This window comes from Microbacterium aquilitoris, assembly GCF_031932285.1.
Taxonomy (GTDB): domain Bacteria; phylum Actinomycetota; class Actinomycetes; order Actinomycetales; family Microbacteriaceae; genus Microbacterium; species Microbacterium aquilitoris.
The window spans coordinates 753,326-777,547 of record NZ_JAUZVT010000002.1 but is presented as its reverse complement, the minus strand read 5'-3'; the positions used below and the strand labels follow the sequence as shown (position 1 = coordinate 777,547).

Below are 24,222 nucleotides of genomic sequence, written 5' to 3'. Positions count from 1 at the left end.
TCACTGCCCTTCCGCCGTGATCGTCCGTCGTTCGATGCGCTTCTCGATGCCGGTGCCGACCTCCACGACCCGATGCACGTAGACGCCCGGGAGGTGAACGGCATCCGGATCGAGCTCGCCCGGCTCGACGAGCTCCTCGACCTGCGCGATGCACACCCGCCCGGCCATGGCGGCGAGCGGGTTGAAGTTGCGGGCCGCTTTGGCGAAGACGAGGTTGCCGTGCCGGTCGCCGCGGCGCGCGTGGACGAGCGAGAAGTCGGTCGTGATGGCCTCCTCGAGGACGAACTCCTTCGCGGAGCCGGCCACATCGAAGACCCTGACGTCCTTCGGTGCGGACGCCACAGCCACCCCGCCGGCGCCGTCGTAGCGGCGCGGCAAGCCGCCCTCGGCGACTTGCGTCCCGACTCCGGTCTGGGTGTAGAACGCGGCGATGCCGGCGCCGCCCGCGCGGAGCTTCTCGGCCAGCGTGCCCTGCGGCGTCAACTCGAGTTCGAGCTCGCCGGAGAGGAACTGGCGCTCGAACTCCTTGTTCTCGCCGACGTAGGAGGAGGTCATCTTGCGGATGCGATGTGCGCGCAGCAGCACGCCGAGCCCCCAGTCGTCCACGCCGCAGTTGTTCGAGACCACCGAGAGGTTGGCCGTCCCCTGTTCGAGGAGGGCTTCGATCAGGGCGGTCGGATTGCCGGAGAGACCGAATCCGCCGACGGCGATGCTCGCTCCGTCCGGGATGTCCGAGACCGCCTCAGCCGGTCCAGCCACGCGTTTGTCGATCACTGCGCACTCCTTCGTGTCGTCTCCTTCGAGCATCGCCCGCACCCGCGTCACCGGTCGAGGATGTCGTTGCCATGTGGACCGCTCGACCCGTAGTGTCCACGATGTGGAACGACCCACGGCATCCGTCCCCGGCGCACAGGCGATCGCCCGTGCCGCGCTCCTCCTGCGACTCGTGAGCGCAGCCGGCATGACCGGCAAAGGACTTCGCGAACTGGCCGCGGACGCGGGGCTCACCCGGACGACGGCGCACCGGCTGCTCTCGGCCCTGCGCGCGGAGGGGCTCGTCGACCAGGACGACCGCACCGCCCGCTGGCTCGCCGGCCCGGAGCTGTTCCTCATGGGGGCGGCAGCCGCACCTCGCTACGACATCACCCACATCGCCGCGGACATCGTGCGCTCCCTTGCGGTGAAGACCGAGGAGAGCGCGTTCCTCTCCGTTCGACGCGGCGACGAAACGGTCTGCCTCGTGCGGGAGGAAGGATCTTTCCCCATCCGGTCCTTCGTCCTGAGCGAGGGTGTCCGCTTCCCGTTGGGCGTCGCATCCGCGGGCCTCGCGATCCTGTCCTTCCTTCCGCAGGGCGACATCGACGCGTATCTCGACCGCCATCCCGACCTGCCGGGACGATGGGGCGGTGCCCACGATGCGGCAGCGCTCCAGATGCGCATCGCCGAGACGCGTGACCGGGGCTACGCCGTCAATCCGGGGCTCATCGTCCCCGGTTCGTGGGGCATCGGTGCGGCCGTCTTCGACCACGCCGGACACCCCTCATGGGCGCTGAGCCTGACCGGCGTCGAGTTCCGCTTCGGCCCCGATCGGCTCGCCGACCTCGGGCGCCTACTCCTGGCCCACGCGCATCAGCTGACGACGCGCGTCCAGGCGGCGCGGCGGGCGTGAGGCGCCTCAGAGCCCGGCCGACTCCAGCCAGCGGAGCCAGACCTCGCTCACGGTCGGGTAGGCCGGGACGGCGTGCCACAGTCGGTGCAGCGGGACCTCGCCGACGATCGCGATCGTGGCGGCGTGCAGGAGTTCGGCGACGTCCGGGCCGACGAAGGTGGCACCCACGAGCACTCCGCGCTCGGCGTCGATGACGGCCCTCGACATCCCCTCGTACCGGTCCGAATGCGTGCTCGCCCCGGCGACCCACGACAGGTCGTAATCGACGATCTTCACGTCGATGCCGGCCGCCCGAGCGGATGCCTCGGTGTGCCCAACGGCGGCGACCTCGGGCTCGGTGAACACGACCTGCGGGACGGCGGCGTGGTCGGCCGTCGCCGCGAGGGGACCCCACGGGGAGGTGTCGACATCCGTCGAGGCCGCGCGCCGGGCGATGACATCACCGGCGATCCTCGCCTGATACTTGCCCTGATGCGTGAGCAGGGCGCGGTGGTTGACGTCGCCGACGGCGTACAGCCAATCGCTCCCGGGGACCCGCAGCGTGTCGTCGACCTCGATCCAGGCGCCCGCCTTCTGGCCGATGACGTCGAGACCGACATCCTCGGTCCGGGGCACGCGCCCCGTCGCGACGAGGATCTCCTCGGCGCGGACCGACGACCCGTCGTCCAGCGACACGGTCACGCCGCCGTCCGAGCGCTCGACGCCCGTCACGCCGACCCCGGTGCGGACGGTCGCGCCGGCCGAGGTAAGCGACTTCTGCACGGCTTCGCCGGCGAAGCCCTCGAGCCCGCTGAGGAGCGACGACCGGGCGATCACCGTGACGTCCGTTCCGAAGGCGGTGAACGCCGTCGCCATCTCGACGCCGACGACGCCCCCGCCGAGCACGACGAGGGATGAGGGAACGTCAGTCACGCCGGTGGCCTCGCGGCTCGTCCACGGCGCGGCATCCCGAAGACCGGGGATGTCGGGAAGGAGTGCGGCCGACCCGGTGCACACGGCGACCGCGTGGCGTGCCCGCAGGACCGTCGTCGAGCCGTCGGCCGCTTCGACCGTTACCTCCCTCTCGGCAGACAGTCGGCCGTGGCCCCGCACGAGATCGATGCCCGCGCCCTGCAGCCACTCGACCTGGGAGGTGTCCTGATAGTCGTGCACCATGCGATCGCGCCTCGCGAGGACGGCCGCGACGTCGACGCCGCCGTTCACCGCCTCGGCCGCTCCCGCGACGTCCCGAGCCGCGCGCAGTGCGGCGGGTGCGCGCAGAAGCGCCTTCGACGGCATGCACGCCCAATACGAGCACTCGCCGCCGACGAGCTCGCTCTCGACGATCGCGGCGGTCAACCCGCCGCGGACGGCCCGGTCCGCGACGTTCTCGCCGACGGGGCCGGCTCCGATGACGATGAGGTCGTACTCGCGTGTGCTCATGCCGACACCGTAGCGAGCGCCCGGCCGTAATGTCCCGCCCTTGCCATACCCGGGGAAAGACGTCAATGGACGCCGGAGACTGCCGGGATGTCGGGGGTCTGTGGTTTGCTGAAGCACCGGCCGAAAGGACGCCCATGGCCATCGAATTCCGATCCGTCACCAAGCGCTTCGGCGACGGCCCCGCCGCCGTCGACGACGTCTCGCTCGAGATGCCCGCGCGCAAGACCACGGTCCTGGTCGGATCCTCGGGCTGCGGCAAGACCACGCTGCTGCGGATGATCAACCGCCTGATCGAACCGACGTCCGGTGACATCATGATCGACGGCGAGTCGATCCGCTCCCGTGACGCCGTCCAGCTGCGGCGCAGCATCGGGTACGTCCTGCAGAACGCCGGACTCCTGCCCCACTACACGGTGGCCGACAACATCGCGACCGTGCCCGTGCTCACCGGCCAGACCCGCGCGACCGCGCGTCGGCGCGCGATGGAGTTGATGGAGGTCGTCGGCCTCGACACCGCGTTCGCCGATCGCTACCCCGCTCAGCTCTCCGGCGGCCAGCAGCAGCGCGTCGGCGTCGCACGTGCGCTCGCTGCGGACCCCAACATCCTGCTCATGGACGAGCCGTTCGGCGCCGTCGACCCCATCGTCCGCAAGGAACTGCAGGCCGAGGTCATCCGACTGCAGCGAGAACTCGACAAGACGATCGTGTTCGTGACCCACGACATCGACGAAGCCTTCCTGCTGGGTGACCAGGTGGTCATCCTGCAGAAGGGCGCCCGGATCGCCCAGCACGGAACGCCCTCGGAGATCATCGAAGCCCCCGCCGACGAGTTCGTCGCGAGCTTCATCGGCGCCGATCGCGGCGCGCGTGCCTTCCACGCGAAGCAGACCGACCGCGGGACGGTGCTCGTGGACGGATCCGGTCGGACCCAAGGCGTCCTCCTGCCGGGGTCGCCGGAGGACGAGGGGTGACGGCTCCATGAACTGGGTCGTCGAGAACCTCGACCTGATCGGGCAACTCACGCTCGCCCACCTGCGGCAGAGCGCCATCGCGATCGTGCTCGGTTTCGTCCTCGCGATCCCGCTCGGCTGGGCGGCGTTCCGATTCACGCGCCTGCGCGGCACACTCCTGGGCGTGGTGGGCATCCTCTACACGATCCCCTCGTTCGGTCTGTTCGCCCTCATCAGCGCGACGACGGGCATCGGCCTCCTGTCGGAGACCAACCTGGTCGTCGCGCTCACGATCTACGCCGTGGCGATCATGACGCGTTCCGTCACCGACGGTCTCGCGTCGGTGGATGGCGCGGTCCGCAGCGCCGCGGTGGCCGTCGGCTTCGGGCCGGTCAGGCGATTCTGGACGGTCGACTTCCCCCTCGCCGGGCCGGTCATGCTGGCGGGTCTGCGCGTGACGGCGGTGTCGACCATCTCCCTGGCCACCGTCGGAGCCCTCATCGGTGTGCAGAACCTGGGATACCTCTTCACGAACGGGTCGCAGCGACGCATCATCCCCGAGGTGCTGGCGGGCGTCCTCGCCGTCGTCGTCATCGCCCTCGTGATCGATCTGGCGCTCGTCCTCGCGGGACGCGCGCTGATGCCGTGGACCCGACGGATCCGCGTGCCGCGGCAACGCGCCCGTGCGGCGGAGGTGACGGCATGAACGTCTTCCTCGACGCGTTCGCGTGGATCTTCTCCCCCGACCGCACCACCGGGTACCTCCCCCTCTGGGAGGCGATCCTGCAGCACCTCGGTTTCACCTTCGGGTCGGTCGCGATCGCGGCGGTCATCGCCATCCCCGCCGGGTGGGCGATCGGTCACACCGGGAAGGGCCGCGAGATCGCGGTGTTCCTGTCCGGCGCCGCCCGCTCCCTGCCATCCCTCGGTCTCGTCGTCCTGCTCTACCTGGTGATCGGCGTCAACTTCAAGGAGCAGGCCGCGGTCGTCGCCTTCGTCCTCCTCGCGATCCCCTCGATCCTCGCCGGCGCGTACGCCGGTATCGAGGCGATCAACCGCTCCACCGTCGAGGCGGGCCGCGCCGTCGGGATGACTCCGATGCAGATCCTGTGGAAGATCGAAGTCCCCCTCGGTCTGCCGCTTCTCATCGGCGGCATCCGCTCCGCAGTCCTGCAGGTCGTGGCCACCGTCACCATCGCCGCGTACGTGGGGCTCGGCGGACTGGGGTTCGCCCTCATCCAGGGCATCCAGACCCGCAACGCCGCACAGATCCTCGGCGCCTCGATCGTCGTCGTCATCCTCGCCCTCGTCCTGGACGGCGCGTTCGCACTGTTCCAGCGCATCGTCGTTCCCCGCGGCGTCGCCGTGCAAAACTCTTCCCCCACGCGTCGTCGCACCCGGCGCGCCCCCGTCCCGGCCACCTGAGACCGGGCATCCTGACCACCACCCCATCCGGAGGCATCCATGTCCATCACACGCACCCGCATCCTTCCCGTCGTCGGCCTCGCCGCCGCGGCCGTTTTCGCGCTGTCCGCCTGCGGCTCGAGCGATTCCCTCCAGGGCAGCGGTTCGAGCGGCAACGAGGGCGGCGGCGAGCAGTCCAAGACGATCGTCGTCGGCTCGCAGTCCTACCCGTCGAACGAGATCATCGCCGAGATCTACTCCCAGGTGCTGGAGAAGGACGGCTTCTCCGTCGAGCGGAAATTCGCCATCGGCCAGCGCGACGCCTACATGCCGTCGCTCGAGGACGGGTCCATCGACCTCTTCCCCGAATACACCGGCAGCCTGCTGCAGTACTACGACAAGTCGGCCACCGCCGGGTCGTCCGACGAGGTCTACGACGCAATGGTGAAGGTCCTTCCGGACAACCTGAAGGCTCTCGACTACTCGCCGGCGACCGACCAGGATTCCTACAACGTGACGGCCGCCTTCGCGAAAGAGAACAACCTCACCGAGATCGGCGACCTGGCCAGCATCAAGGACCTGACGTTCGGCGGCGCCCCCGAGCTCGAGCAGCGGCCGTACTTCACCGACCTGAAGAAGGTCTACGGCGTCGACGCCAAGTTCGAGGCGACGGCCGACACGACCGTCGACGAGCTCGTCGCGGGGAACATCCAGGTCGCCAACGTCTACAGCGCGGACCCGCGGATCAAGACGGAGGATCTCGTCACGCTGGAGGACCCGAAGGGACTGTTCCTCGCTGCGAACGTCGTGCCGATCGCGAACGCCGACAAGGCCGACGAGATCGCGGATGCGATCAACAAGGTCAGCGAGGCGATGAGCCCCGAGGAGCTCGTCGCGATGAATGTCGAGTCCACTGTCGACCAGCGTTCGAGCGCTGACATCGCCAAGAAGTGGATCGCCGACAACCTCGGCTGACACATGACAGCTCTGGGCCCGCAGCCCACCGTCGAATCCGTCACCGTCGTCATCCCCGTGAAGGACGACGCCGACGGACTCCGGCGGTGCCTGCGGGCCCTTGCGCTGCAGACCCGTCGGCCCGATGAGATCGTCGTGGTCGACAACGGCTCGTCGGACGATTCGGCCGGTGTCGCGCGCGAGGGCGGGACGCGGGTCGTCTCCTGCGACCAGCCCGGCATTCCCGCAGCGGCGGCAGCCGGGTACGACTCCGCGGAGGGCGACCTCATCCTCCGCCTCGACGCGGACTGCATCCCGGCGGCGACCTGGGTGGAGGTCATGAGCGCACAAGCCCGCGAGCGCCCCGAGGTGGATGTCTTCGCGGGCGCTGCTCGGTTCATCGACGGCCCGCGCTTCCTCCGGTCGCCGTTGGCGGTCGCCTACCTCGGCGCCTACGCCGCCGTCCTCACGCCGACCCTCGGACACCTCCCCCTCTTCGGGTCCAACCTCGCCATGCGCCGGTCAGCCTGGCGGCGGGTGAGCACGGTCGTCCACCGCACGGACCCCGAAATCCACGACGACCTCGATCTCTCGTTCCATCTCGGAAGGGAACATCGGATCCGGTTCGTGCCCTCAGCGGCGATGGGCATCTCGATGCGCCCCTTCGCGTCTGCATCCGCTTTCCGCCGCCGTGTGCGCCGCGGCATCCGAACCGTCGTCCGGCATTGGCCGGAGGAGTTCGCACCGATCCGGTGGGCGCGGTCCGCACGTCGACGCGCGGACCGCCGCAGCACAGCATCGAGGATGTCGGCATGAACCCCGTCCTCGGCGAGGTGGAGGGCGATCTCCTGCACGTGGCGACGCTGAACGTGCGCAGGCCGCTCCCGCGCGGGCTCTCCCGCGGTGCCGATCGATGGGAGCGGCGCCGCCCCGCGCTCCTGGCGTCGCTCTCGAGGGAATCGCCCTCGGTGATCAGCCTGCAGGAGGTGCTTCCAGGTCCCGCTCGCGACATCGCCCGGGCATTAGGAGGCGAGTACGGGCGCATCGGCGTGGGACGCGGACGCGGCGGACGCGGCGAGGGGTGCCCGATCTTCTTCGATCGATCGCGGCTCGAGCTCATCGATCATCAGCAGCTCGCCCTATCGGCCTCGCCCGAGGTCGCCGGTTCCCGGTCGTGGGGCAACCCGCTGCCTCGGGCGATGGTGATCGGAGTCTTCCGGGACCGACTTGCACGAGCGTCCTTTGCCGTGATCAACACGCACCTGGATCCGTTCTCGTCGCGGTCTCGCGTCCGCGCCGCCGAGCAGATCCGTCAGGTGGTGCGACGGCGAGGGCTCCCCACCGTCGTGATGGGTGACATGAACGCAGCCGATGGTTCGCGCGCGCTGGAGGCCCTCACCCGCGGCGACCTGCTGACGGATGCCTGGACCACGGCAGCCGAACGCGTGACCCCGCCCTGGGGCACGTACAGCGGGTACCGCCCGCCTGTGCGCGGGGGTGAGCGCATCGACTGGATCCTGACGACTCCGGACGTCGCCGTGGAACGCGTAGGCATCGACGCCCGCCTGGAGGACGGCGTGGCCGGATCGGACCACCTCCCGGTCCATGCCGCCATCGAGGTACCGCGATGAGATCCGAATTCTTGCGGCCGCCGCGATCCTCCGCCGAGTGGGCGGCCGACGGTATCCGCGTCTTGGGCCTGCTGAGTGTGGCAGCGGCTTTTCTCTGGTGGACCCCGACGGACGCCGGGATCCTGGCGCTCGCTCTGCCCGCCCTCCTCGTGCCCCGAGCGATCGGCGCACGGCCCGGTCTCGATGTCCTGTACGGCGTCACGGTCACCGTCGCGGCATGGAGCAACGTCCTGGACCTGTACCGTTCCATCGCGTGGTGGGACATCGCCGTCCACTTCGTGGCCACCGGTGTGATCGCGACCATCGCCTTCCTCGTCCTCCGGCGCTTCGAGGTCGTTCCGGCACGCGCCGACCGGCGATCGAGCGTCGTCCTCGTCCCGACGATCGGCCTCGCGATCAGCGCGCTGTGGGAGATGGTCGAGTGGGCCGGCAAGACGTTCCTCGCGCCGGACATCTTCGTCACCTATCAAGACACCATCGGGGACATGGCCGTCGGCGGGCTCGGTTCTCTCGTCGCCGGCATCCTGATCATCCGAATCCCCATCGAGAGGACCGCGCTCGTCGCGGCAGACAGGAAGGAACAATCATGGCGGACCTGAAGAAAGGCGATCGCGTCAGCTGGAACACGTCGCAGGGACGCACCCAGGGCAAGATCACGGAACGCAAGACGAGGGACTTCACCTTCGACGGGCAGGACTTCACCGCGTCGACGGATGAGCCTGCATTCATCGTCGAGTCGGAGAAGACGGGCGCGAAAGCCGCCCACAAGGGTTCGGCCCTGAACAAGCTGTCGTCCTGAAGGGACGCCGCACACCCCGCTGCCGTCCTTCTCACCGGATCCGGCGAGGGTGTGCGGCGCGGCGCGCGGCATCCGCTCATCCCGCAGGGCGCAGAATCTACGCATGCCCATCGTCGACAACGCCGTGTACGTCCACGGCCGCCGTATCCAGGACCCCTCGAATCTGAGCGAGACGTTCGAGCACATGCGCGATCACAACGGCATGGCGTGGATCGGCCTGTACCGCCCCACTGAGGCGGAGGTGGCCGCCGTGGCGGCCGAGTTCTCGCTGCACCCGCTCGCCGTAGAGGACGCTCTCGCCGGCCACCAGCGGGCGAAGCTCGAGCGTTACGGCGACGTGTTGTTCGCGGTGCTCCGTCCGGCCCAGTACGACGACGGGAAGGAGTCCGTGGTGTTCGGCGAGCTTCACGTCTTCGTGGGCCCGGACTTCGTGGTCACGGTCCGACACGCCGACTCCCCCGACCTCGCGCGGGTCCGCGGCCGCATGGAGGAGCAGCCCGATCTGCTGGGCATGGGACCCGAGGCGATTCTTTACGCGATCCTCGATCAGGTCGTCGACGAGTACGCGCCGGTGATCGCGGGCGTCGAGAACGACATCGACGAGATCGAGGAAACGCTCTTCGGCGGCGATGACGCCGGTCTGTCGCAGCGCATCTACGCGCTCGCCCGCGAAGTCATCGCCCTCCACAAGTCCACTCTGCCGCTCGATGACATGCTGCAACGACTGCTGCAGGGCTCGGACAAGTACGGTGTCGACATCGAGCTTCAGCGGTCGCTGCGGGACGTGTTGGACCACGTCATCCGCGTCAACGAACGGATCGCCGCCTTCCGTTCCATCCTCGACAACGCCCTGACGGTGCATTCGACGCTCGTCACGCAGCGGCAGACCGACACCTCGCTCGAGCAGAACGAGCAGGTCAAGAAGATCTCGGGGTGGGCGGCGATCCTCTTCGGACCGACCCTCGTCGGCACGATCTACGGCATGAACTTCGACAACATGCCCGAGCTCCACTGGACGTTCGGATACCCCATGGCCCTCGGCCTTATGGTCGCGAGCTCGGTCGTCCTGTACGTCGTCTTCAAGCGCAAACACTGGCTCTGAGCGCGCCGAGGGGCCCGGAAAGCAGAAGGCCCCGATCACTGGCGAGAGTGATCGGGACCGTCCGTGCACCCCCCGGGACTCGAACCCGGAACCCACTGATTAAGAGTCAGTTGCTCTGCCGATTGAGCTAGAGGTGCGTGATTCGAAGAACTCGAACCGAGGGACAACACTAGCATCACGATCGCGCACTGCGCCAATCGAGGCCCTCAGGCACACGCCGTATCCTGGACAGCGTGACGCCCCCTCCCTCTTCGACGCCCTGGCTCGCGCCGTACGACGGTGACCTCCGCGACGATCTCGCCTTCGCGCTCCGCCTCGCGGATGCCGCGGACAGCGCATCGATGGAACGCTTCGACGCCCCCGACCTCGAGGTCAGCACGAAGGCCGACGCGACGCACGTCACCGAGGCCGATCTGGCGACGGAGCGAGCGATCCGCGATCTCCTCGCACGCGAGCGTCCCGAGGACGGGATCCTCGGCGAGGAGTACGGCACGAGCGGAGACACCCGCCGCCAGTGGATCATCGACCCGATCGACGGCACCGCGAACTACCTCAAGGGCATCCCCATGTGGGCCACTCTCATCGCCCTTGTGGTCGACGGCGTTCCCCGGGTCGGGGTCGTCAGCCAACCGGCGATCTCGCGTCGATGGTGGGCCGCCACAGGTGCCGGCGCGTGGACCCGGGGCACCGACGGCACGACGAGGCGCATCCGCTCGTCGGACGTCGCGACCGCCGAGGAGGCGAGCATCAGCTTCCAGAGCATCGGTCAGTGGGATGCCGCGGGCCGCACAGACTCCCTCCTCCGTCTCACGCGGGCCGTGTGGCGCGACCGGGGGTACGGAGACGCCTGGCCCTACATGCTTCTGGCGGAGGGCCGTCTCGAGATGGTCGCGGAGTTCGACGTCCGCGAGTACGACATCGCCGCCCACGTGCCGATCGTCCTCGAGGCGGGTGGCCGCTTCACCGACATCGACGGCGGGGAGCGTCTGGACGCGCGCTCGTCGCTGGCGACCAACGGCATCCTCCATGACACGTTCCTCGGGATGTTGCGGACGTGAGGTCGCACCTCTCGCACCGGAAGCGGACGGCGGTCGCCGTGCTCATCGCGGCCGTCGTGGCGGTGACGACGGCGTGCACTCCGACGTCAGGCCCGGGTGGTGATCCGAGCGGCGCTGCGGCACCCGGGGCATCCGCGTCGACACCGTCCTCTGCGGCCACGATCGTCCCCGAGGACGTCACGTGCGAGAACATGCTCTCCTCGGACACCATCGACACCTTCACGTCGACGGGCTGGACGGTTCGCGAGGACCCGTTCGTGATCCTCGACCTCGAACTCCCGAAGGGGATCTCCTGCACGTGGGGAGACTTCGCCTCGCCGACGAACGATGATCTGGTGCTCTTCGGATGGTCGCCGATCAGCGAGGCCGACGCGTCCGCGACCCAGGCGGCGCTGCAGGCCGAGGGATGGATCCGAAAGGACGATCCTCGGGGCGTGCTGATCACCGAGGATCCCGCGGGCGCCCTCCGCGTGGATGACGACGGGTACGGGATGACCTACCTCTTCCGCAACGGCTGGGTGGAGGTCTCGGACACGAGACAGGGCCTCGACCTGATCGACCTCGGCTGAAGAGACGACGAAGCCCCCGCATCCGCGAACGGACCGGGGGCTTCTGCTCCGTGACAACGGTTCGTGGAGATGGGGGGAATCGAACCCCCGTCCATCGCTGAGAGACGGCGTCTTCTCCGGGCGCAGTCTGTAGATGGCGTTCTGCTCGGCCCCGACCCTTAGTACAGACACTTGAGTCGACGAGCCCAGCCTGAGAAAGTCCCGCGTGACGCTCAGGCGACGCCACGCAGCGAGATCCCTTAAATGACGCCAGGGACCATGAGGGGATCACTCACGGACTGACGGACTCGAGCTGGCTGCTTACGCAGCGAGGGCGAAGTCGGACTGCTTCTTATTGGCAGTTATTGGTTCGCAGAGATCGTTTACGAGATAACCCTGCATCCTCGGCCCGCTTCTCGCAGAGTCACAGGCGATGTCGAAACCGATCATCCCCGAGACACCTGGCGGTGTGTGGACCGTTGTCACTCTGTGGAGTTGTCAACACTCGGATGCCGGAGCGTCCGAGCATCCCAGACTACCACCGACGAGGGCGGTGTCACCCGCGGAGGAAGTACTCGACCGCCAACGGGGCGACCTCGAGCGCCCCCGCCTCCTCCACCGTGACCCACCGGATCTCGGCGATCTCGGCAGCCGCAGCGGGTTCCTGACCGGCGATCGAGACGTCGAACACGTCGGCGACGACCACGTGGCCGGGTTCGTTGGCCGCGGCGGCGTGAAACACGCCGAGCGATCGGAGTGCATCCACCGACACGATCACTCCCAGCTCTTCCGCGAGCTCCCGCACGAGCGTCTCGTCCGGCGTCTCGCCGGGCTCAGGCTTGCCGCCGGGCTGCATGAACGCGGTCGTCCCGGCTTTGCGCACGAGGAGCAATCGACCCGTGTCATCCCGGATGACCGCGGCCGAGACGCGGATGGACGGTACGGATGCGGCGTCAAGCGGGGTCACGCGAGAACGCTAACAGGCGACCCGACGTACAATCTCATGTGCTTCCCGACATCTCCCCCGACGACCAGGGGATCGATCCCGCCGACCTCGCCACGACGCTCCGCGTCCTCTCAGAGCTGTCGTCGCTCCCCCGGACGCACCCCGATTTCATCACCGTCCGTCAGGCGACCGCCGCGATGTTCAAGGCGGCGAAGAAGGAGCGCCGTCGCGAGATCCGCGCCGCGATCGCCGACGCCGACCGCGCCGTCGTGCACGCCACGGCGACGGGCGCCCCCGACCGCATCGACGACGAGACGCGCGGCATCCCGATCGCGACACGCACCGCCGCGCCGATCGCGGGCGTCCTGCAGAAGGCGCGCGGCTGCTACATCTGCAAGGAGCCGTACACGGTCGTGGACGCCTTCTACCATCAGCTCTGCCCCGAGTGCGCGGCCCTCAGCCACGCCAAGCGTGACGCACGCACCGATCTCACCGGACGACGCGCACTGCTGACGGGCGGACGCGCCAAGATCGGCATGTACATCGCTCTTCGGCTCCTCCGCGACGGCGCCCACACGACGATCACGACCCGCTTCCCCCGCGACGCCGTGCGGCGCTTCCGCGCCCTGCCGGACTCGCCGGAGTGGATCGATCGGCTGAAGATCGTCGGGATCGACCTGCGCGACCCGGCCCAGGTGATCGCCCTCGCCGACGACGTCGCCGCATCCGGACCGCTCGACATCCTGATCAACAACGCGACGCAGACCGTCCGGCGCTCCCCCGGCGCCTACCAGCCGCTGGTCGACGCCGAGCTGGCGCCCCTTCCCGACGGTCCCCTCCCGGCGCTCGTCACCTTCGGGCACACGAACGACCGGCACCCCGAGGCCCTCGAGCGCTCTGTGAGCGCCCACCCGATCCTCGCGGCGGCCGCGGACCGCGCCGACACCCTGACCCGCGAGGCGATGGCCGCCGGATCGACCTCGCTCGACCGGCTTGCCGCGGGAACCGCGATCGACGCCGGCGGACTGATCCCCGACCTCGACCACTCGAACTCGTGGGTTCAGCGGGTGGAGGAGGTCGATCCGCTCGAGATGCTCGAAGTGCAGTTGGCCAACACCACGGCACCCTTCCTCCTCGTCTCCAAGCTCCGCCCTTCGATGTCTGCGAGCCCTGCACGCCGCACCTACATCGTGAACGTGAGCGCGATGGAGGGCGTCTTCGAGCGCGGATACAAGGGTCCGGGGCATCCGCACACCAACATGGCCAAGGCCGCCGTCAACATGCTGACCCGCACCAGTGCGCGCGAGATGTTCGAATCGGACGGCATCCTGATGACGAGCGTCGACACCGGCTGGATCACCGACGAGCGCCCCCACCCGACCAAGGTCCGTCTCGCCGAGGAGGGCTTCCACGCCCCGCTGGACCTCGTCGACGGCGCTGCGCGCGTCTACGACCCGATCGTGCGCGGAGAAGCGGGCGAGGACGTCTTCGGGGTGTTCCTCAAGGACTACGCCCCCAGCCGATGGTGACGCGGTTCCCAGCCCCGGGGACCCGCGTCGTGGTGCGCTACCTGTTGCCCGATGGCCGCGCGACCGACGCGCTGGGCGAGCTGATCTCGATCGATGTGGATCTCGTGGTCGTCGACGGCAAGCGCGGCGTGGAACGCATCCCCCGAGCAGCCGTCATCGCGGCGAAGGCCGTTCCCCCGCCGCCGGAACCCCGACGCCGGACCGGGATCGCCTGAGCGTCACTCGCCGAGGCGGTTGCGGCCGCGCATGGCCCGCTCAGCCTCGCGCTTGTCTTCGCGTTCGCGGATCGTCTGCCGCTTCTCGAACTCGCGCTTGCCCTTCGCAACGGCGATCTCGACCTTGGCGCGACCGTCCGAGAAGTAGAGCTTCAGGGGGACGAGCGTGTAGCCGCCTGCGGAGATCGCGTGCGAGAGCTTGACGATCTCCTCCTTGTGCAGCAGGAGCTTGCGCGTGCGCTTGGTCGAGTGGTTCGTCCAATGGCCCTGCGAGTACTCCGGGATGTGCACGGCGTCGAGCCACGCCTGTCCCCCGTCGATGAACGCGTAGCCGTCGCTGAGGTTCGCGCGCCCCTGCCGGAGCGACTTGACCTCCGTGCCGGTGAGCACGAGGCCCGCCTCGTAGGTCTTCTCGATGGCGTACTCGTGGCGCGCGCGACGGTTGGTCGCGATGACCTGTTCCCCGCGTTCCCTGGGCATGATGACTCCTCGACATGACGGCGCTCCGCGCGCAGCCGGTCTGCCAGTCTAACGGAGCCGGGTCGCCGCGTGGGCAGGGCTCAGGTGCGCAGCCATCTGCGGATCGCGAAGCTCGCCGACAGTGCAGCGAGGACGAGCCCCAGTCCGACGATCACCGGGATGACCAGGAGCGCGTCGCGTCCGTCGATCCAGGTGGTCACGAAGTCGATCTCGTTCACGAGGTACCCTCGGACGCCGTACTGCACCCCCAGCCAGATCGTCACGCTCGCGAGCGCCGAGCCGAGGAGGGCCGCGAACACGCCTTCGAGGATGAAGGGGGTCTGGATGAACCGATTGGATGCCCCGACGAGACGCATGATGCCGAGTTCTTTGCGTCTGGCATATGCGGACAGCCGGATGGTGGTGGCGATCAGGAGGACCGCCGCGACCAGCATCAGCCCGGCGATGGCGACGGCGAAGTAGGTCGCGATGGTCAGCGCCGAGAAGAGCGGCTGCAGGTACTCCATCTGGTCCTTCACCTGCTCGACACCGTCCATACCGCTGAACGCTTCGTCGATGACTTCCGTCTGAGTGGGGTCGACGAGGTTGACCCAGTAGGTCTCGTTGAGCTGGGCCGGGGTGATGAAGTCCTTGTAGTCCTCGCCCATGAGGTCGAGCACGTTCTGATAGGCCTCGTCCCGGGTCTCGAAGCGGACGCTCCGGACGATGCCGTCGAGGGCGGGGCTCTTGAGCTTGTCGGCCACGGCCGCGAGCTGGTCCTTGGAGGCCTCGCCGCCGCTGCACGTCGTCTGCGTCGAGCCGTCCCGGCACATGAAGACCGCGACCTGGGCGCGCTCCGCCCAGTACCCCTGCATCTTCGCGATCTGCATCTGCATCAGCATCGCGGCACCGACGAACGTGAGCGAGACGAAGGTGACGAGGATGACCGAGATCACCATCGAGGCATTGCGGCGAAGCCCGGTGAGCGCTTCACCGAGGACGAGACGAGCTCTCATGCGGTGGGCCCCACTTCGTCCTCGTCGCGGCGTCCGAGCCCGAGTCGGTCGGCCGCCCCCAGTCCATCGATACCCGCGAGGTCGATCTCGGCAGGCGAGATCGGGATGCCGCGGGTGCCGGTGTCGGGCTCCGATGCGGCTGCCGGGGCCGCGGCATCCTGCGTCTGCTGTTCGTTCGGAGGCGAGTCCGCAACCGGCGGGTCGTTCACGACCGGGACAGCGGGGAGCACCGCGTCGGGCTGAGGCGCCGGGGGCTCCACGACCTCCGGCAGCGGCTCGACGGCTCCGGTGTCGCCCGAGGAGACGATCTGCTTCTGCAGCTCGAGGACCGCCGTCAGCGCCGCGGTCGCCGCAGCGCCCTTGACGGTCTCCGGCCGGAGGACGGGAAGACTCGAAGTGTCACCGTAGCCACCACCGCGCTCGTCGCGGACGATGACGCCGCCGCGGAGCTCGATGACGCGGCGCTGCATCTGGTCGACGAAGCCGGCTTCGTGGGTGGCCATGACGACCGTCGTCCCGCCGGCGTTGATGCGAGCGAGCAGCTGCATGATGTCGATCGAAGTGCCGGGGTCGAGGTTTCCGGTCGGCTCGTCAGCCAGGAGGATCTGGGGGCGGTTGACGATCGCGCGCGCGATGGCGACGCGCTGCTGCTCACCGCCGGAGAGTTCGTGCGGAAGGCGCTTCTCCTTGCCGTCGAGACCGACGAGGGCGAGCGCCTCGGGCACCGACTGCTGGATGAACGCGCGGCTGGACCCGATGACCTGAAGCGAGAAGGCGACGTTCTGGAACACCGTCTTGTTGGGGAGCAGGCGGAAGTCCTGGAACACCGACCCGATGTGGCGGCGGAAGTACGGGACCTTGCGGGTGCTCAAACCCCGCACGTCGCGCCCGAGGACGACGACGCGTCCGTCGGAGGCCGTGTCCTCTCGGAGGATGAGACGCAGGCACGAGGACTTCCCCGAGCCGGAGGCGCCGACGAGGAACACGAACTCACCGCGCTGCACATCGAATTCGACGTCGCTGAGGGCGGGTTTGCTCGTACCGCGGTAACGCTTGGAGACCTTTTCGAACCGGATCATGGCCAGATGAGCCTAAGCGCGATGCCCGTGGCATCCGTCAGCGACACTCCCGGGCACTCAGGGGGCTGACAGGGTTCCCCGCACGATGGAGTCCCCCGAGTGTCCCGGATCGCCGTCGACGTTCTCCTGCGAGATGTCGACGACGTTGAACTTCGAGAGGTCGATGTCATCGGGGATGTCGAACGTCCCGGACGAGCCGTCCAGGATGCCGAGACTCACCAGGTCGCTGGCGTCGCCCGTCAGGAGCCAGACCTCGCGGTAGCCGTTCTCGGGCACGGATGCGTCGAGGTCGACACTCACGCGGTCGTGCCCGTCCACGCGTTCGAGGAGAGCCTCCCCCACAGCGCCCGACCACGACGGGAACCCGTCCAGTCGAGCCTCGGAGATCACCTGCGGACGCGGCACGATGCCCCCGGACGCCCACACGGCGGTCACGATCGTGACGACCGCCGCGACGGCACCGGCGAGGACGAAGAACACCGGGCGCCGACTCATCCGCCGTCGTCTCGGTGCGACGTGCGGGCGAGCGGGGACGACGGATGCCTCTCGCGGGTGAGCCGCGGGCTCGGCCGTGTCGTCCGGCAGGGAGAGCTCGGAACGGATGGACTCCCACACGCGATCGGGAGGCGTCAACAGGGCTTCACCCTCGCCGGCGGCGCGGCCGGCGACGACGGCGCGCGCGAAGGAGGCGACCTCCGCCGCGCAGTCGGTACAGGCATCCAGGTGGCGGCGGTCCTCTTCGGACGCCTGCTCACCCATCGCGAGGAGGGCGGCGACCTCGGGGTCAAGATGTGACATGGTGCGCCTCCAATCGGCTTCGCAGACGGGTGAGACTTCGGCGGATGTGACTCTTCACGGTACCCAGCGGCATCCCGAGCCGTTCGGAGATCTGCTGATGGGTGAGGTCCTCGTAGAACGCGAGGGCGAGCACCGCACGGGCGTCGGGTTCGAGCTGGGCCACCTCGTCGGCGACGAGCATCGCATCCGAGAGGTCGTGCTCGACCGTGGACTCGGGCACGACCGACTTGAGGGCCTCCTCGATGCGCGCCGCGCGCGCACGGGCCTCATGGGCGTCGGCGATGCGGCGCCGGGCGATCGTGATGAGCCACGCGCCCAGCGGTGCCCGGCCCGGCCGGAACGACGAGCGCGAGGTCCAGGCCGACACGAAGGTCCGCTGCGTGACGTCCTCCGCCTCGGCGGTGTCGCCCAGAGAGCGCACCGCCAGGGTGTAGACGATCCTCGACCAGCGGTCGTACATGGCCTTCACCGCCGTCTCGTCGCCGGTCGCGAACCTCTCCGCGAGCTGCATGTCGTCGTCTACGGCCTGCTCCTTCCGTGCAGCGAGCCGGGGCTCGGTGGTCAGACTCATGACCGGGCCCGTGCAATGAGCACCACGTTATCGCTGTAGGTCCGGGTCTGCTGGTCGAAATCACCACCGCAGGTGATCACGGCGAGCATGCGGGGTCCGTCGCGGGTGAACAGCCGGTCGACCGGAAGCTCGGCCCGAGGGATGTAGGTCACGGCCTCGGTGACGTAGTCGGTGGCGGCACCGTCGGCATCCGTCACCGTGACGACGTCACCGGCACGGGCTTCGCGGAGCTTCGCCAGCGGACCGATGCCGAACTCCCGGTCGTCGACGTGCGCGGCGATCACCGTGGTCCCTGCGTCATCGGTCGGCGCGGCACCGAAGCGGTACCACCCGGCTGTCGACGGCCGCTCCGGGATCTGCATCTCGCCGCCGGCTTGGACGCCGACGGGCTCGACCGGCATGTCGACGCCCAGAGCGTCCAGCCTGAGGCGCTCGGGCGCAGGCACCGGGTCGAGGGCTACCGGGGTGGCCGGTGCGACCGGGACGGAGACCTCCGGCGTGGGGGTCGCCGGAGTCGGGGAGACCGTCCCGGTCGCACCGGTGCCGGTCCCGGAGGAGGGATCCGCCTCCGGGACCGGCGCGCAGGCCGCGAGCATCATGACCGTCAAGACGACGGTGGGCGGGAGCAGGCGGCGCATGTCGGTGACCTCAGCGGCGAGCCTTGGCGGCTCGGGTCGCGTAGACGCCACCGGCGAGCAGCCCGGCGATGAGCGCGGCACCGCCGGCGAACACCCAGCCATTCGTACCGTTCTCGGCGACCAGCCCGGCCGAGCCGGTGTTGACCCCACCGGGGCCCGAGTGCAGGCCGTCGATCGTCTGCGTCGCGAGCGCGAGGTTGCCGGCCTCAGCCGATCCCCACGCGTAGACGACCGTCAGCTCGCCCTCCGCGACGTCGACGTCTGCCGGCCCGATGACAGGGTCGGTCGTGCCGGCGAGGGCGACGGACGCGCTGACCGTTCCGGCGGGCAGGTCGAGCGACTCCTCGTTCGGGTTCTCGAGCCCGCTGATGACCGCTTCCCCACCGGCCAGCACATCGACGGCCGGGGCGGCGGCGACGTGCCGGACCGTGAGCCGGCCTTCGCCGGCGGCGGTCTTCGACGTGTCGTTGGTGAAGAGGTTCGCCGCGGGCTGGCCTGCGGCGTCGAGGTGCGCGACCGCGGTGTAGTTCTTTCCCGCCTCGAGAGTGAGGTCGATGGGTCCGAGGACGGGCGCGGAGTCATCCGTCGCGTCCGCCGCCGTCAGGGCGACCGAGTAGGTGCCGCCGGGCAGCTGCAGCGGACCACCGAGGTCGCCGGGCTGGAAGTCATCGATCGTCAGCTTGCCGTCGACATAAACGTCGACCGGGGTGTCGGGGATCGCGTGCAGCACCGCGAGGTCTGCATCGTCCGACGTCGCGGCCGATGCGGGGACGAAAGCGGCGAAGGCCACGGCGGCACCGAGAGCCACGCCCGCAGAGAGTGTCTTGCGCATGAGGAACTCCTTCTGATCCGGCGCGAGCTGTTCGCGCTGTCACAGAGGTATTCCGGCTGTTCACCCCATATGGATGCAGGTGGATGAAAAATCTTTCAGCCCACCCGGCGTGGATCAGTCGTCGTCTTTGCGCTTGCGCCAGCGGATGCCGGCCGCGATGAACCCGTCGAGGTCTCCGTCGAAAACGACGGCGGGGTTTCCGACCTCGTGGCCGGTCCGAAGGTCCTTGACGAGCTGCTGACCGTAGAGGAAGTAGGAGCGCATCTGGTCGCCCCAGCTCGCCGTGATCGTACCGGCGAGTTCCTTCTTCTTCGCCGCCTCCTCCTCCTTCTGGAGGAGCATGAGCCGCGTCTGCAGCACGCGCATGGCTGCGGCGCGGTTCTGGATCTGGCTCTTCTCGTTCTGCATCGAGACGACGATGCCGCTCGGGAGGTGCGTGAGGCGGACCGCGGAGTCCGTCGTGTTGACCGACTGACCACCGGGGCCCGACGAGCGGAAGACGTCGACGCGGATGTCACCTTCGGGGATGTCGACCTCCTGGGCCTCCTCCATCACCGGGATCACCTCGACGGCGGCGAAGCTCGTCTGACGCTTATCGGCTGAGCCGAACGGGCTGATGCGGGCGAGACGGTGCGTGCCGGCTTCGACCGACAGCGTTCCGTACGCGTAGGGGGCGTCGACTTCGAACGTCGCGGACTTGATGCCCGCGCCCTCGGCGAAGGACGTGTCCATCACCTTGACGGGGTACTTGTGGCGCTCGGCCCACCGCAGGTACATGCGCATGAGCATCTCGGCGAAGTCGGTGGCGTCGTCGCCGCCGGCACCCGAGCGGATCGTGACGACCGCGCCGCGATCGTCGTACTCGCCGTCGAGGAGCGTCTGCACCTCGAGCTGGCTGATGACCTTCTCGAGGTCGACGATCTCGCGGCGAGCCTCTTCGGCGGATTCCTCGTCGTCCATCTCCTGGGCGAGCTCGACGAGCACCTCGACGTCGTCGAGTCGCTGCTCGACCTCGGTGACGCGCTTCAGCTCGGACTGACGGTGGCTCAGGGCGCTGGTGACCTTCTGCGCCTTCTCCACGTCGTCCCAGAGATCGGGAGCGCCCGCCTCGTCGGAGAGACGGGCGATCTCGGCGGTGAGCGCGTCGACATCGACGACCGCCTTGATCTCACCGAAGGTGGAACGGAGGGCCTGGATCTGCACAGACGGATCGAATTCAAGCATGACACTCCAGAGTAACGTGGATGGCGATGACCGACCGACCCGACTCCCCCACTGCCCGGGAGGTGCTCTGGCGTTTCGGACCCATGGTCTACGCGCCGACCGTCCTCTTCGCCATCGGCGAGGGAGCGGTGCTCCCCCTCATCCCGATCCTCGCAAGCAACCTGGGGGCGGATGTCGCCCTGTCGGCCCTCATCGCCTCGTTGCTGGTCGTCGGGCAGCTGGTCGGCAATCTGCCCGCGGGCTGGGCGGTCGCCCGGTTCGGCGAGCGGGTGACGATGATCGCCGCAGGCTCTCTTGCACTCGTCGTCTCGCTGACCGCCGCCCTGGTGCCGTCCCTGCCGGTGTTCGCCGGTGCGGTGTTCCTCATCGGCTCCTGCGCCGCCGCGTTCGGCCTGGCGCGCCACTCCTTCATGACCACCCGTGTGCCGGTCATGTTCCGCGCTCGCGCGCTGTCGCTTCTGGGCGGGACGTTCCGCCTCGGGATGTTCACGGGTCCCTTCATCGCGGCGGCACTCATCGGACTGTTCGGCGACGAGCGGTCGACGATCTGGTTCTTCGCCGTCTGCCTCGTCGCCCTCATCGTGCTGGTGACCTTCGGACCCGACCCCGAGAAGCAGTTCGTCGCCGAGACGGTCCGCAGCCACGAGGCCGAAGACTCCGGTGAACCCGTGACCGGCTCGATCCCCATCGCCGAGCGGGCGGGCGTGTTCCGCACGATGTGGCTGCACCGTCGGGTGCTGTCGCGTGTCGGACTGGCTGCGGCGAGCCTCTCGGCGGTCCGGTCCGCACGTCAGGTCGTCCTGCCGTTGTGGGGCGTATCGATCGGGCTGGACGCTCAGTCGATCGCCCTCGTCGTCGGCATCTCCGGCGCGCTCGACTTCGCCCTCTTCTACGCGAGCGGGCAGGTGATGGACCGGTTCGGACGACTCTGGGCCGCACTTCCGGCGATGGTCCTGATGGGGAGCGGCTTCCTCGCCCTCTCGGTCACGCACGACGGCGCGAGTGCCGAGATGTGGTTCGCGATGTTCGCGGCGGTGCTGGGCGTGGGCAACGGCCTGTCCAGCGGCATCCTGCTGACGATCGGTGCAGATCTCGCACCGAAGGATGATCCGGCGCCCTTCCTCGGGTCGTGGCGCACATTGACGGATGCCGGCGGTGCCACCACCCCGCTGATCGTCACGGGCATCACGGCCGTCTCGTCGCTGTCGTTCGCGGCGGGGGCCGTCGGCGTCATCGGGCTGCTCGGAGCCCTCGCCTTCATCCGCTGGCTGCCGCGGTTCCTCCCGCACGTGAACCGCTGACCGCTCGCCCTTCTCGTCCGCAACTTGGGTACAGACCTCGAGAGCGTCATCCAATCGGTCGACGACAAGGGCCAGCGACCATGAGCGCGTGGAACACGAACCGTTCGTCGAACCTCCAGCAGCTCGTCGACATCGCCACAGACCCCGCCGACATCGTCAACGTGCCATGACGGGCCGTCCCTTCGAGATCGCCGTGCGCCGCGGGGAGGAGACCGTTCCGGCGACCATCGGCTGGCGGCGCGAGGGGTGGCGGTACGCCGTCACGATCTCGAGCGCCCGGTTCGACACGATCGACGAGATCGCCGACGACGCGTTCGAGGCGCTCTGCCGTGTACGCGGACACCTCGAACCGCTCGGGTGGCGCATCAGTGTCGTGGGCGCGCAGATGGATGTGTGGCCGAGCGGGATGGTGCGCGACCAGGGCGGTGGGCTCCGCGCCTACCGCGTCGGAACGGACCGGATCGGTGATCTCGTCGACGTCTTCGAGCCGGCCGACCCGGAGACCGTGACGACCGTCGAGGCGCAGCGAGCCGAAGCCGATCGGCGGTTCGAGCTCATCCGGAACGCGGACGCGCACTGACATCCGGACTCCCGCGGCCGCATGCGGCTCAGTCGAGCGCCGTCCGGCTCGTGGCGGTCGCGTCGAGCACCACCCCGGCGGGAACGAAGAGCGAGGATATCGGCGGATGCCACGTCGTCGACACCGTCACTCGCGCGGATACTCCGTCCGGTGAGCCCGCGGTCACGAGCGTCACGTCGTCTTCGACCGCGACGATCGCCCCAGCCTGTTCCCGCACCCCTTCATCGGTGAGCTGCGCGCGCGGCTGATCAGCCACGACGTCGAGCGTGAACCCGTCCGCGCCCGCGAGAGCCGCGGCATCCGCTGCGGCCTGCGTGCGCTTGTGCGCGAGGTACAGACTCGTGGCGTCCACCGAGACGAACACGAGGACGAGCGCGAGAAGCGCGTAGCCGATCGTGAGCAGGAGCACGCTTCCTTCTTCGTCGCGGCGGATCATCCGTCTCTCCAGTAGCGCGAGACCTTCTGGACCGACGACGACTCGACGCCCACACGGGCCGCCTGGTCGAGGCCGAGGACCGGCGGCACGAGAGGCAACGGGACGGACGAGGCGACGGTCACCCGGACGATCGCGCCTGCGGCCGGGCACGACGCAGCAGTTCCGACGCACGAGACGTCGACAGCGAGCGAGTCCCTCGGGATGTCGTACTCGCGCGCCAGGGCGTCCAAGATGGTCGCGGCACGGTCGTCGGCGTCCTCCGCGCTTTCGGCGGATGCCACGGCCCGCGCCACGTGCCTCGACGCCGCTTCGACTCCCAGCGCGTGCGACTGGATGAGCCCGAGGGTCACGACGAGATAGACGATGGGGACGAGCAGGACGACGCCGCCGACGATGAACTCCAGTGCCGCGGACCCGCGCTCGTCCTCCGCGAAACGCTCAGTCGAAGCTCTCGGCCGGAGCATGGACGGTCACCTCCCACCCGTGCGGAACGCCGAGGAGGCCGACGAGCGGGAGCGCGGTCGTCACCGTCACGGAAACGGTGTCGTATCCCAGACCCCGTGAATCCGTCGCCGTCACGCTTTCCAGGAAATCCCCGCCCACGGTGCGCTCGACGATGTCGCGCGTGCGGGCCGCTCCCGCTTGCGTGTCGACGTCGGCCAGGGCGGCGTAATAGGCGCCCTCGACAGCAGCATCGTGCACGACGTTCCGGACGTAGACGGCGAGCCCCAGCTGCAGGACACCGAGGGTCAGGACGGTCAGCAACACGCCGACGAGCACGAACTCGACCGGAGTCGAGCCGCGTTCATCGGAGAGCAGCCGCCGCATCCTTCGCCCTCAGAAGCTGGAGACCTGGTCGATCGCCTGCTGGAACAGCTGCGACAGGGCAGGTCCCGCGAGCGCCCAGATCACGACGACCAGGCCGGCGGTCATGAGGGTGATCAGCACCCAGCCGGGGACGTCGCCGCGTTCGTCATCGCGGAGGCGGGTGAGGACGGCACCCCACGCGGTGCGGAGTCTCGCCAGAGAGGGACGGATCATGATGTTCTCCTTTCGGATCA

General features: G+C 68.9%; 31 protein-coding genes, 1 tRNA gene and 1 other RNA gene. 16 read left to right on the top strand and 17 right to left on the bottom strand.

Going from position 1 to position 24,222, the window contains the following annotated elements:
• Window positions 1-807, bottom strand: coding sequence for a CoA transferase subunit A (locus tag Q9S78_RS10540; protein WP_020097170.1), 807 nt, complete (start codon window positions 805-807; stop codon window positions 1-3).
• A 70-nt stretch (window positions 808-877) separates the two neighbouring features.
• Here Q9S78_RS10540 and Q9S78_RS10535 point away from each other — a divergent pair, with 70 nt between their 5' ends.
• Complete coding sequence (locus tag Q9S78_RS10535; RefSeq protein WP_311870184.1) at window positions 878-1,669, top strand: IclR family transcriptional regulator; 792 nt, start codon at window positions 878-880, stop codon at window positions 1,667-1,669.
• Window positions 1,670-1,675: 6 nt separating this feature from the next.
• On the opposite strand, the gene Q9S78_RS10530 is transcribed toward Q9S78_RS10535, so the two are convergent.
• Window positions 1,676-3,091 carry a dihydrolipoyl dehydrogenase family protein gene (locus tag Q9S78_RS10530; protein WP_311870183.1) on the bottom strand — a complete coding sequence of 472 codons (1,416 nt, stop codon included), beginning with the start codon at window positions 3,089-3,091 and terminating at the stop codon, window positions 1,676-1,678.
• 134 nt (window positions 3,092-3,225) lie between these two features.
• Between Q9S78_RS10530 and Q9S78_RS10525 the strand changes: the two genes are divergently transcribed.
• The 9 genes from Q9S78_RS10525 to corA all read left to right on the top strand — a co-directional run bounded on the left by Q9S78_RS10525 (window position 3,226) and on the right by corA (window position 9,931).
• Window positions 3,226-4,062: an ABC transporter ATP-binding protein gene (locus Q9S78_RS10525; RefSeq protein ID WP_018188109.1), complete on the top strand. Its 837-nt coding sequence runs from the start codon at window positions 3,226-3,228 to the stop codon at window positions 4,060-4,062.
• Window positions 4,063-4,069: 7 nt separating this feature from the next.
• Window positions 4,070-4,747, top strand: a complete 678-nt coding sequence (locus Q9S78_RS10520; protein ID WP_311870182.1) for an ABC transporter permease — start codon at window positions 4,070-4,072, stop codon at window positions 4,745-4,747.
• Window positions 4,744-5,466 carry an ABC transporter permease gene (locus Q9S78_RS10515; protein ID WP_018188111.1) on the top strand — a complete coding sequence of 241 codons (723 nt, stop codon included), beginning with the start codon at window positions 4,744-4,746 and terminating at the stop codon, window positions 5,464-5,466. The genes Q9S78_RS10520 and Q9S78_RS10515 overlap by 4 nt, the downstream gene beginning before the upstream one ends.
• A 39-nt stretch (window positions 5,467-5,505) precedes the next feature.
• Window positions 5,506-6,420, top strand: a complete 915-nt coding sequence (locus tag Q9S78_RS10510) for an ABC transporter substrate-binding protein (RefSeq protein ID WP_020097167.1) — start codon at window positions 5,506-5,508, stop codon at window positions 6,418-6,420.
• Window positions 6,421-6,423: 3 nt separating this feature from the next.
• Complete coding sequence (locus Q9S78_RS10505) at window positions 6,424-7,215, top strand: glycosyltransferase family 2 protein (protein WP_018188113.1); 792 nt, start codon at window positions 6,424-6,426, stop codon at window positions 7,213-7,215.
• Window positions 7,212-8,030, top strand: coding sequence for an endonuclease/exonuclease/phosphatase family protein (locus tag Q9S78_RS10500; RefSeq protein WP_311870181.1), 819 nt, complete (start codon window positions 7,212-7,214; stop codon window positions 8,028-8,030). The genes Q9S78_RS10505 and Q9S78_RS10500 overlap by 4 nt, the downstream gene beginning before the upstream one ends.
• Entirely contained in the window at window positions 8,027-8,629 is a 603-nt protein-coding gene (locus Q9S78_RS10495; protein ID WP_020097164.1) for a DUF2238 domain-containing protein, read from the top strand. Before Q9S78_RS10500 ends, Q9S78_RS10495 begins: the two co-directional genes overlap by 4 nt.
• Window positions 8,617-8,829: a hypervirulence associated TUDOR domain-containing protein gene (locus Q9S78_RS10490; protein ID WP_018188116.1), complete on the top strand. Its 213-nt coding sequence runs from the start codon at window positions 8,617-8,619 to the stop codon at window positions 8,827-8,829. The genes Q9S78_RS10495 and Q9S78_RS10490 overlap by 13 nt, the downstream gene beginning before the upstream one ends.
• 103 nt (window positions 8,830-8,932) lie before the next feature.
• Window positions 8,933-9,931 carry a magnesium/cobalt transporter CorA gene (corA, locus tag Q9S78_RS10485; RefSeq protein ID WP_311870180.1) on the top strand — a complete coding sequence of 333 codons (999 nt, stop codon included), beginning with the start codon at window positions 8,933-8,935 and terminating at the stop codon, window positions 9,929-9,931.
• 64 nt (window positions 9,932-9,995) lie between these two features.
• Here the strand turns inward: corA and Q9S78_RS10480 are convergent.
• Window positions 9,996-10,068 (bottom strand) — tRNA-Lys (locus Q9S78_RS10480).
• 96 nt (window positions 10,069-10,164) lie between these two features.
• Between Q9S78_RS10480 and Q9S78_RS10475 the strand changes: the two genes are divergently transcribed.
• Window positions 10,165-10,989 (top strand): inositol monophosphatase family protein, encoded by an 825-nt coding sequence (locus Q9S78_RS10475; RefSeq protein WP_311870179.1) that lies wholly within the window; start codon window positions 10,165-10,167, stop codon window positions 10,987-10,989.
• Window positions 10,986-11,558 carry a hypothetical protein gene (locus Q9S78_RS10470; RefSeq protein WP_311870178.1) on the top strand — a complete coding sequence of 191 codons (573 nt, stop codon included), beginning with the start codon at window positions 10,986-10,988 and terminating at the stop codon, window positions 11,556-11,558. Before Q9S78_RS10475 ends, Q9S78_RS10470 begins: the two co-directional genes overlap by 4 nt.
• Window positions 11,559-11,619: 61 nt before the next feature.
• Here Q9S78_RS10470 and ssrA read toward each other — a convergent pair.
• Window positions 11,620-11,991, bottom strand: a transfer-messenger RNA (tmRNA) gene (gene ssrA, locus Q9S78_RS10465).
• A gap of 102 nt (window positions 11,992-12,093) precedes the next feature.
• On the bottom strand, window positions 12,094-12,504 hold the full coding sequence (locus Q9S78_RS10460; RefSeq protein WP_311870177.1) for an NUDIX hydrolase: 411 nt from the start codon (window positions 12,502-12,504) through the stop codon (window positions 12,094-12,096).
• Between the two features lie 38 nt (window positions 12,505-12,542).
• On the opposite strand from Q9S78_RS10460, the gene Q9S78_RS10455 reads away from it, so the two are divergent.
• Both Q9S78_RS10455 and Q9S78_RS10450 read left to right on the top strand, forming a co-directional pair.
• Window positions 12,543-14,012, top strand: coding sequence for an SDR family NAD(P)-dependent oxidoreductase (locus Q9S78_RS10455; protein WP_018188121.1), 1,470 nt, complete (start codon window positions 12,543-12,545; stop codon window positions 14,010-14,012).
• Window positions 14,006-14,227 (top strand): putative acetyltransferase, encoded by a 222-nt coding sequence (locus tag Q9S78_RS10450; protein ID WP_311870176.1) that lies wholly within the window; start codon window positions 14,006-14,008, stop codon window positions 14,225-14,227. Before Q9S78_RS10455 ends, Q9S78_RS10450 begins: the two co-directional genes overlap by 7 nt.
• Before the next feature lie 3 nt (window positions 14,228-14,230).
• Here Q9S78_RS10450 and smpB read toward each other — a convergent pair whose 3' ends face one another.
• From smpB to prfB, 8 genes are all read right to left on the bottom strand, one after another.
• On the bottom strand, window positions 14,231-14,707 hold the full coding sequence (smpB, locus tag Q9S78_RS10445) for an SsrA-binding protein SmpB (RefSeq protein WP_311870175.1): 477 nt from the start codon (window positions 14,705-14,707) through the stop codon (window positions 14,231-14,233).
• 80 nt (window positions 14,708-14,787) lie between these two features.
• Window positions 14,788-15,702 (bottom strand): permease-like cell division protein FtsX, encoded by a 915-nt coding sequence (ftsX, locus tag Q9S78_RS10440; RefSeq protein ID WP_020097157.1) that lies wholly within the window; start codon window positions 15,700-15,702, stop codon window positions 14,788-14,790.
• Complete coding sequence (ftsE, locus tag Q9S78_RS10435; RefSeq protein ID WP_311870174.1) at window positions 15,699-16,781, bottom strand: cell division ATP-binding protein FtsE; 1,083 nt, start codon at window positions 16,779-16,781, stop codon at window positions 15,699-15,701. Before ftsE ends, ftsX begins: the two co-directional genes overlap by 4 nt.
• A gap of 57 nt (window positions 16,782-16,838) precedes the next feature.
• Complete coding sequence (locus tag Q9S78_RS10430) at window positions 16,839-17,579, bottom strand: anti-sigma factor (protein WP_311870173.1); 741 nt, start codon at window positions 17,577-17,579, stop codon at window positions 16,839-16,841.
• Window positions 17,566-18,150, bottom strand: coding sequence for an RNA polymerase sigma factor (locus tag Q9S78_RS10425; protein WP_311870172.1), 585 nt, complete (start codon window positions 18,148-18,150; stop codon window positions 17,566-17,568). The genes Q9S78_RS10430 and Q9S78_RS10425 overlap by 14 nt, the downstream gene beginning before the upstream one ends.
• Window positions 18,147-18,788: a class F sortase gene (locus Q9S78_RS10420; RefSeq protein WP_311870171.1), complete on the bottom strand. Its 642-nt coding sequence runs from the start codon at window positions 18,786-18,788 to the stop codon at window positions 18,147-18,149. The genes Q9S78_RS10425 and Q9S78_RS10420 overlap by 4 nt, the downstream gene beginning before the upstream one ends.
• 10 nt (window positions 18,789-18,798) lie before the next feature.
• Window positions 18,799-19,620, bottom strand: coding sequence for a DUF4397 domain-containing protein (locus Q9S78_RS10415; protein ID WP_018188129.1), 822 nt, complete (start codon window positions 19,618-19,620; stop codon window positions 18,799-18,801).
• 114 nt (window positions 19,621-19,734) lie between these two features.
• Entirely contained in the window at window positions 19,735-20,844 is a 1,110-nt protein-coding gene (prfB, locus tag Q9S78_RS10410; protein WP_020665420.1) for a peptide chain release factor 2, read from the bottom strand.
• Window positions 20,845-20,870: 26 nt separating this feature from the next.
• Between prfB and Q9S78_RS10405 the strand changes: the two genes are divergently transcribed.
• Window positions 20,871-22,145 (top strand): MFS transporter, encoded by a 1,275-nt coding sequence (locus tag Q9S78_RS10405; protein WP_116229329.1) that lies wholly within the window; start codon window positions 20,871-20,873, stop codon window positions 22,143-22,145.
• A 166-nt stretch (window positions 22,146-22,311) separates the two neighbouring features.
• Window positions 22,312-22,725 (top strand): hypothetical protein, encoded by a 414-nt coding sequence (locus Q9S78_RS10400; RefSeq protein WP_311856915.1) that lies wholly within the window; start codon window positions 22,312-22,314, stop codon window positions 22,723-22,725.
• Window positions 22,726-22,753: 28 nt separating this feature from the next.
• Here Q9S78_RS10400 and Q9S78_RS10395 read toward each other — a convergent pair whose 3' ends face one another.
• The 4 genes from Q9S78_RS10395 to Q9S78_RS10380 are packed head-to-tail and all read right to left on the bottom strand — an operon-like array spanning window position 22,754 to window position 24,202.
• Window positions 22,754-23,161, bottom strand: a complete 408-nt coding sequence (locus tag Q9S78_RS10395) for a pilus assembly protein TadG-related protein (protein WP_018188134.1) — start codon at window positions 23,159-23,161, stop codon at window positions 22,754-22,756.
• Window positions 23,158-23,625, bottom strand: coding sequence for a TadE/TadG family type IV pilus assembly protein (locus Q9S78_RS10390; RefSeq protein ID WP_020097149.1), 468 nt, complete (start codon window positions 23,623-23,625; stop codon window positions 23,158-23,160). The genes Q9S78_RS10395 and Q9S78_RS10390 overlap by 4 nt, the downstream gene beginning before the upstream one ends.
• Complete coding sequence (locus tag Q9S78_RS10385) at window positions 23,600-23,989, bottom strand: TadE/TadG family type IV pilus assembly protein (RefSeq protein ID WP_018188136.1); 390 nt, start codon at window positions 23,987-23,989, stop codon at window positions 23,600-23,602. The genes Q9S78_RS10390 and Q9S78_RS10385 overlap by 26 nt, the downstream gene beginning before the upstream one ends.
• A gap of 9 nt (window positions 23,990-23,998) precedes the next feature.
• Complete coding sequence (locus Q9S78_RS10380; protein WP_018188137.1) at window positions 23,999-24,202, bottom strand: hypothetical protein; 204 nt, start codon at window positions 24,200-24,202, stop codon at window positions 23,999-24,001.
• Window positions 24,203-24,222 lie beyond the last annotated feature (20 nt).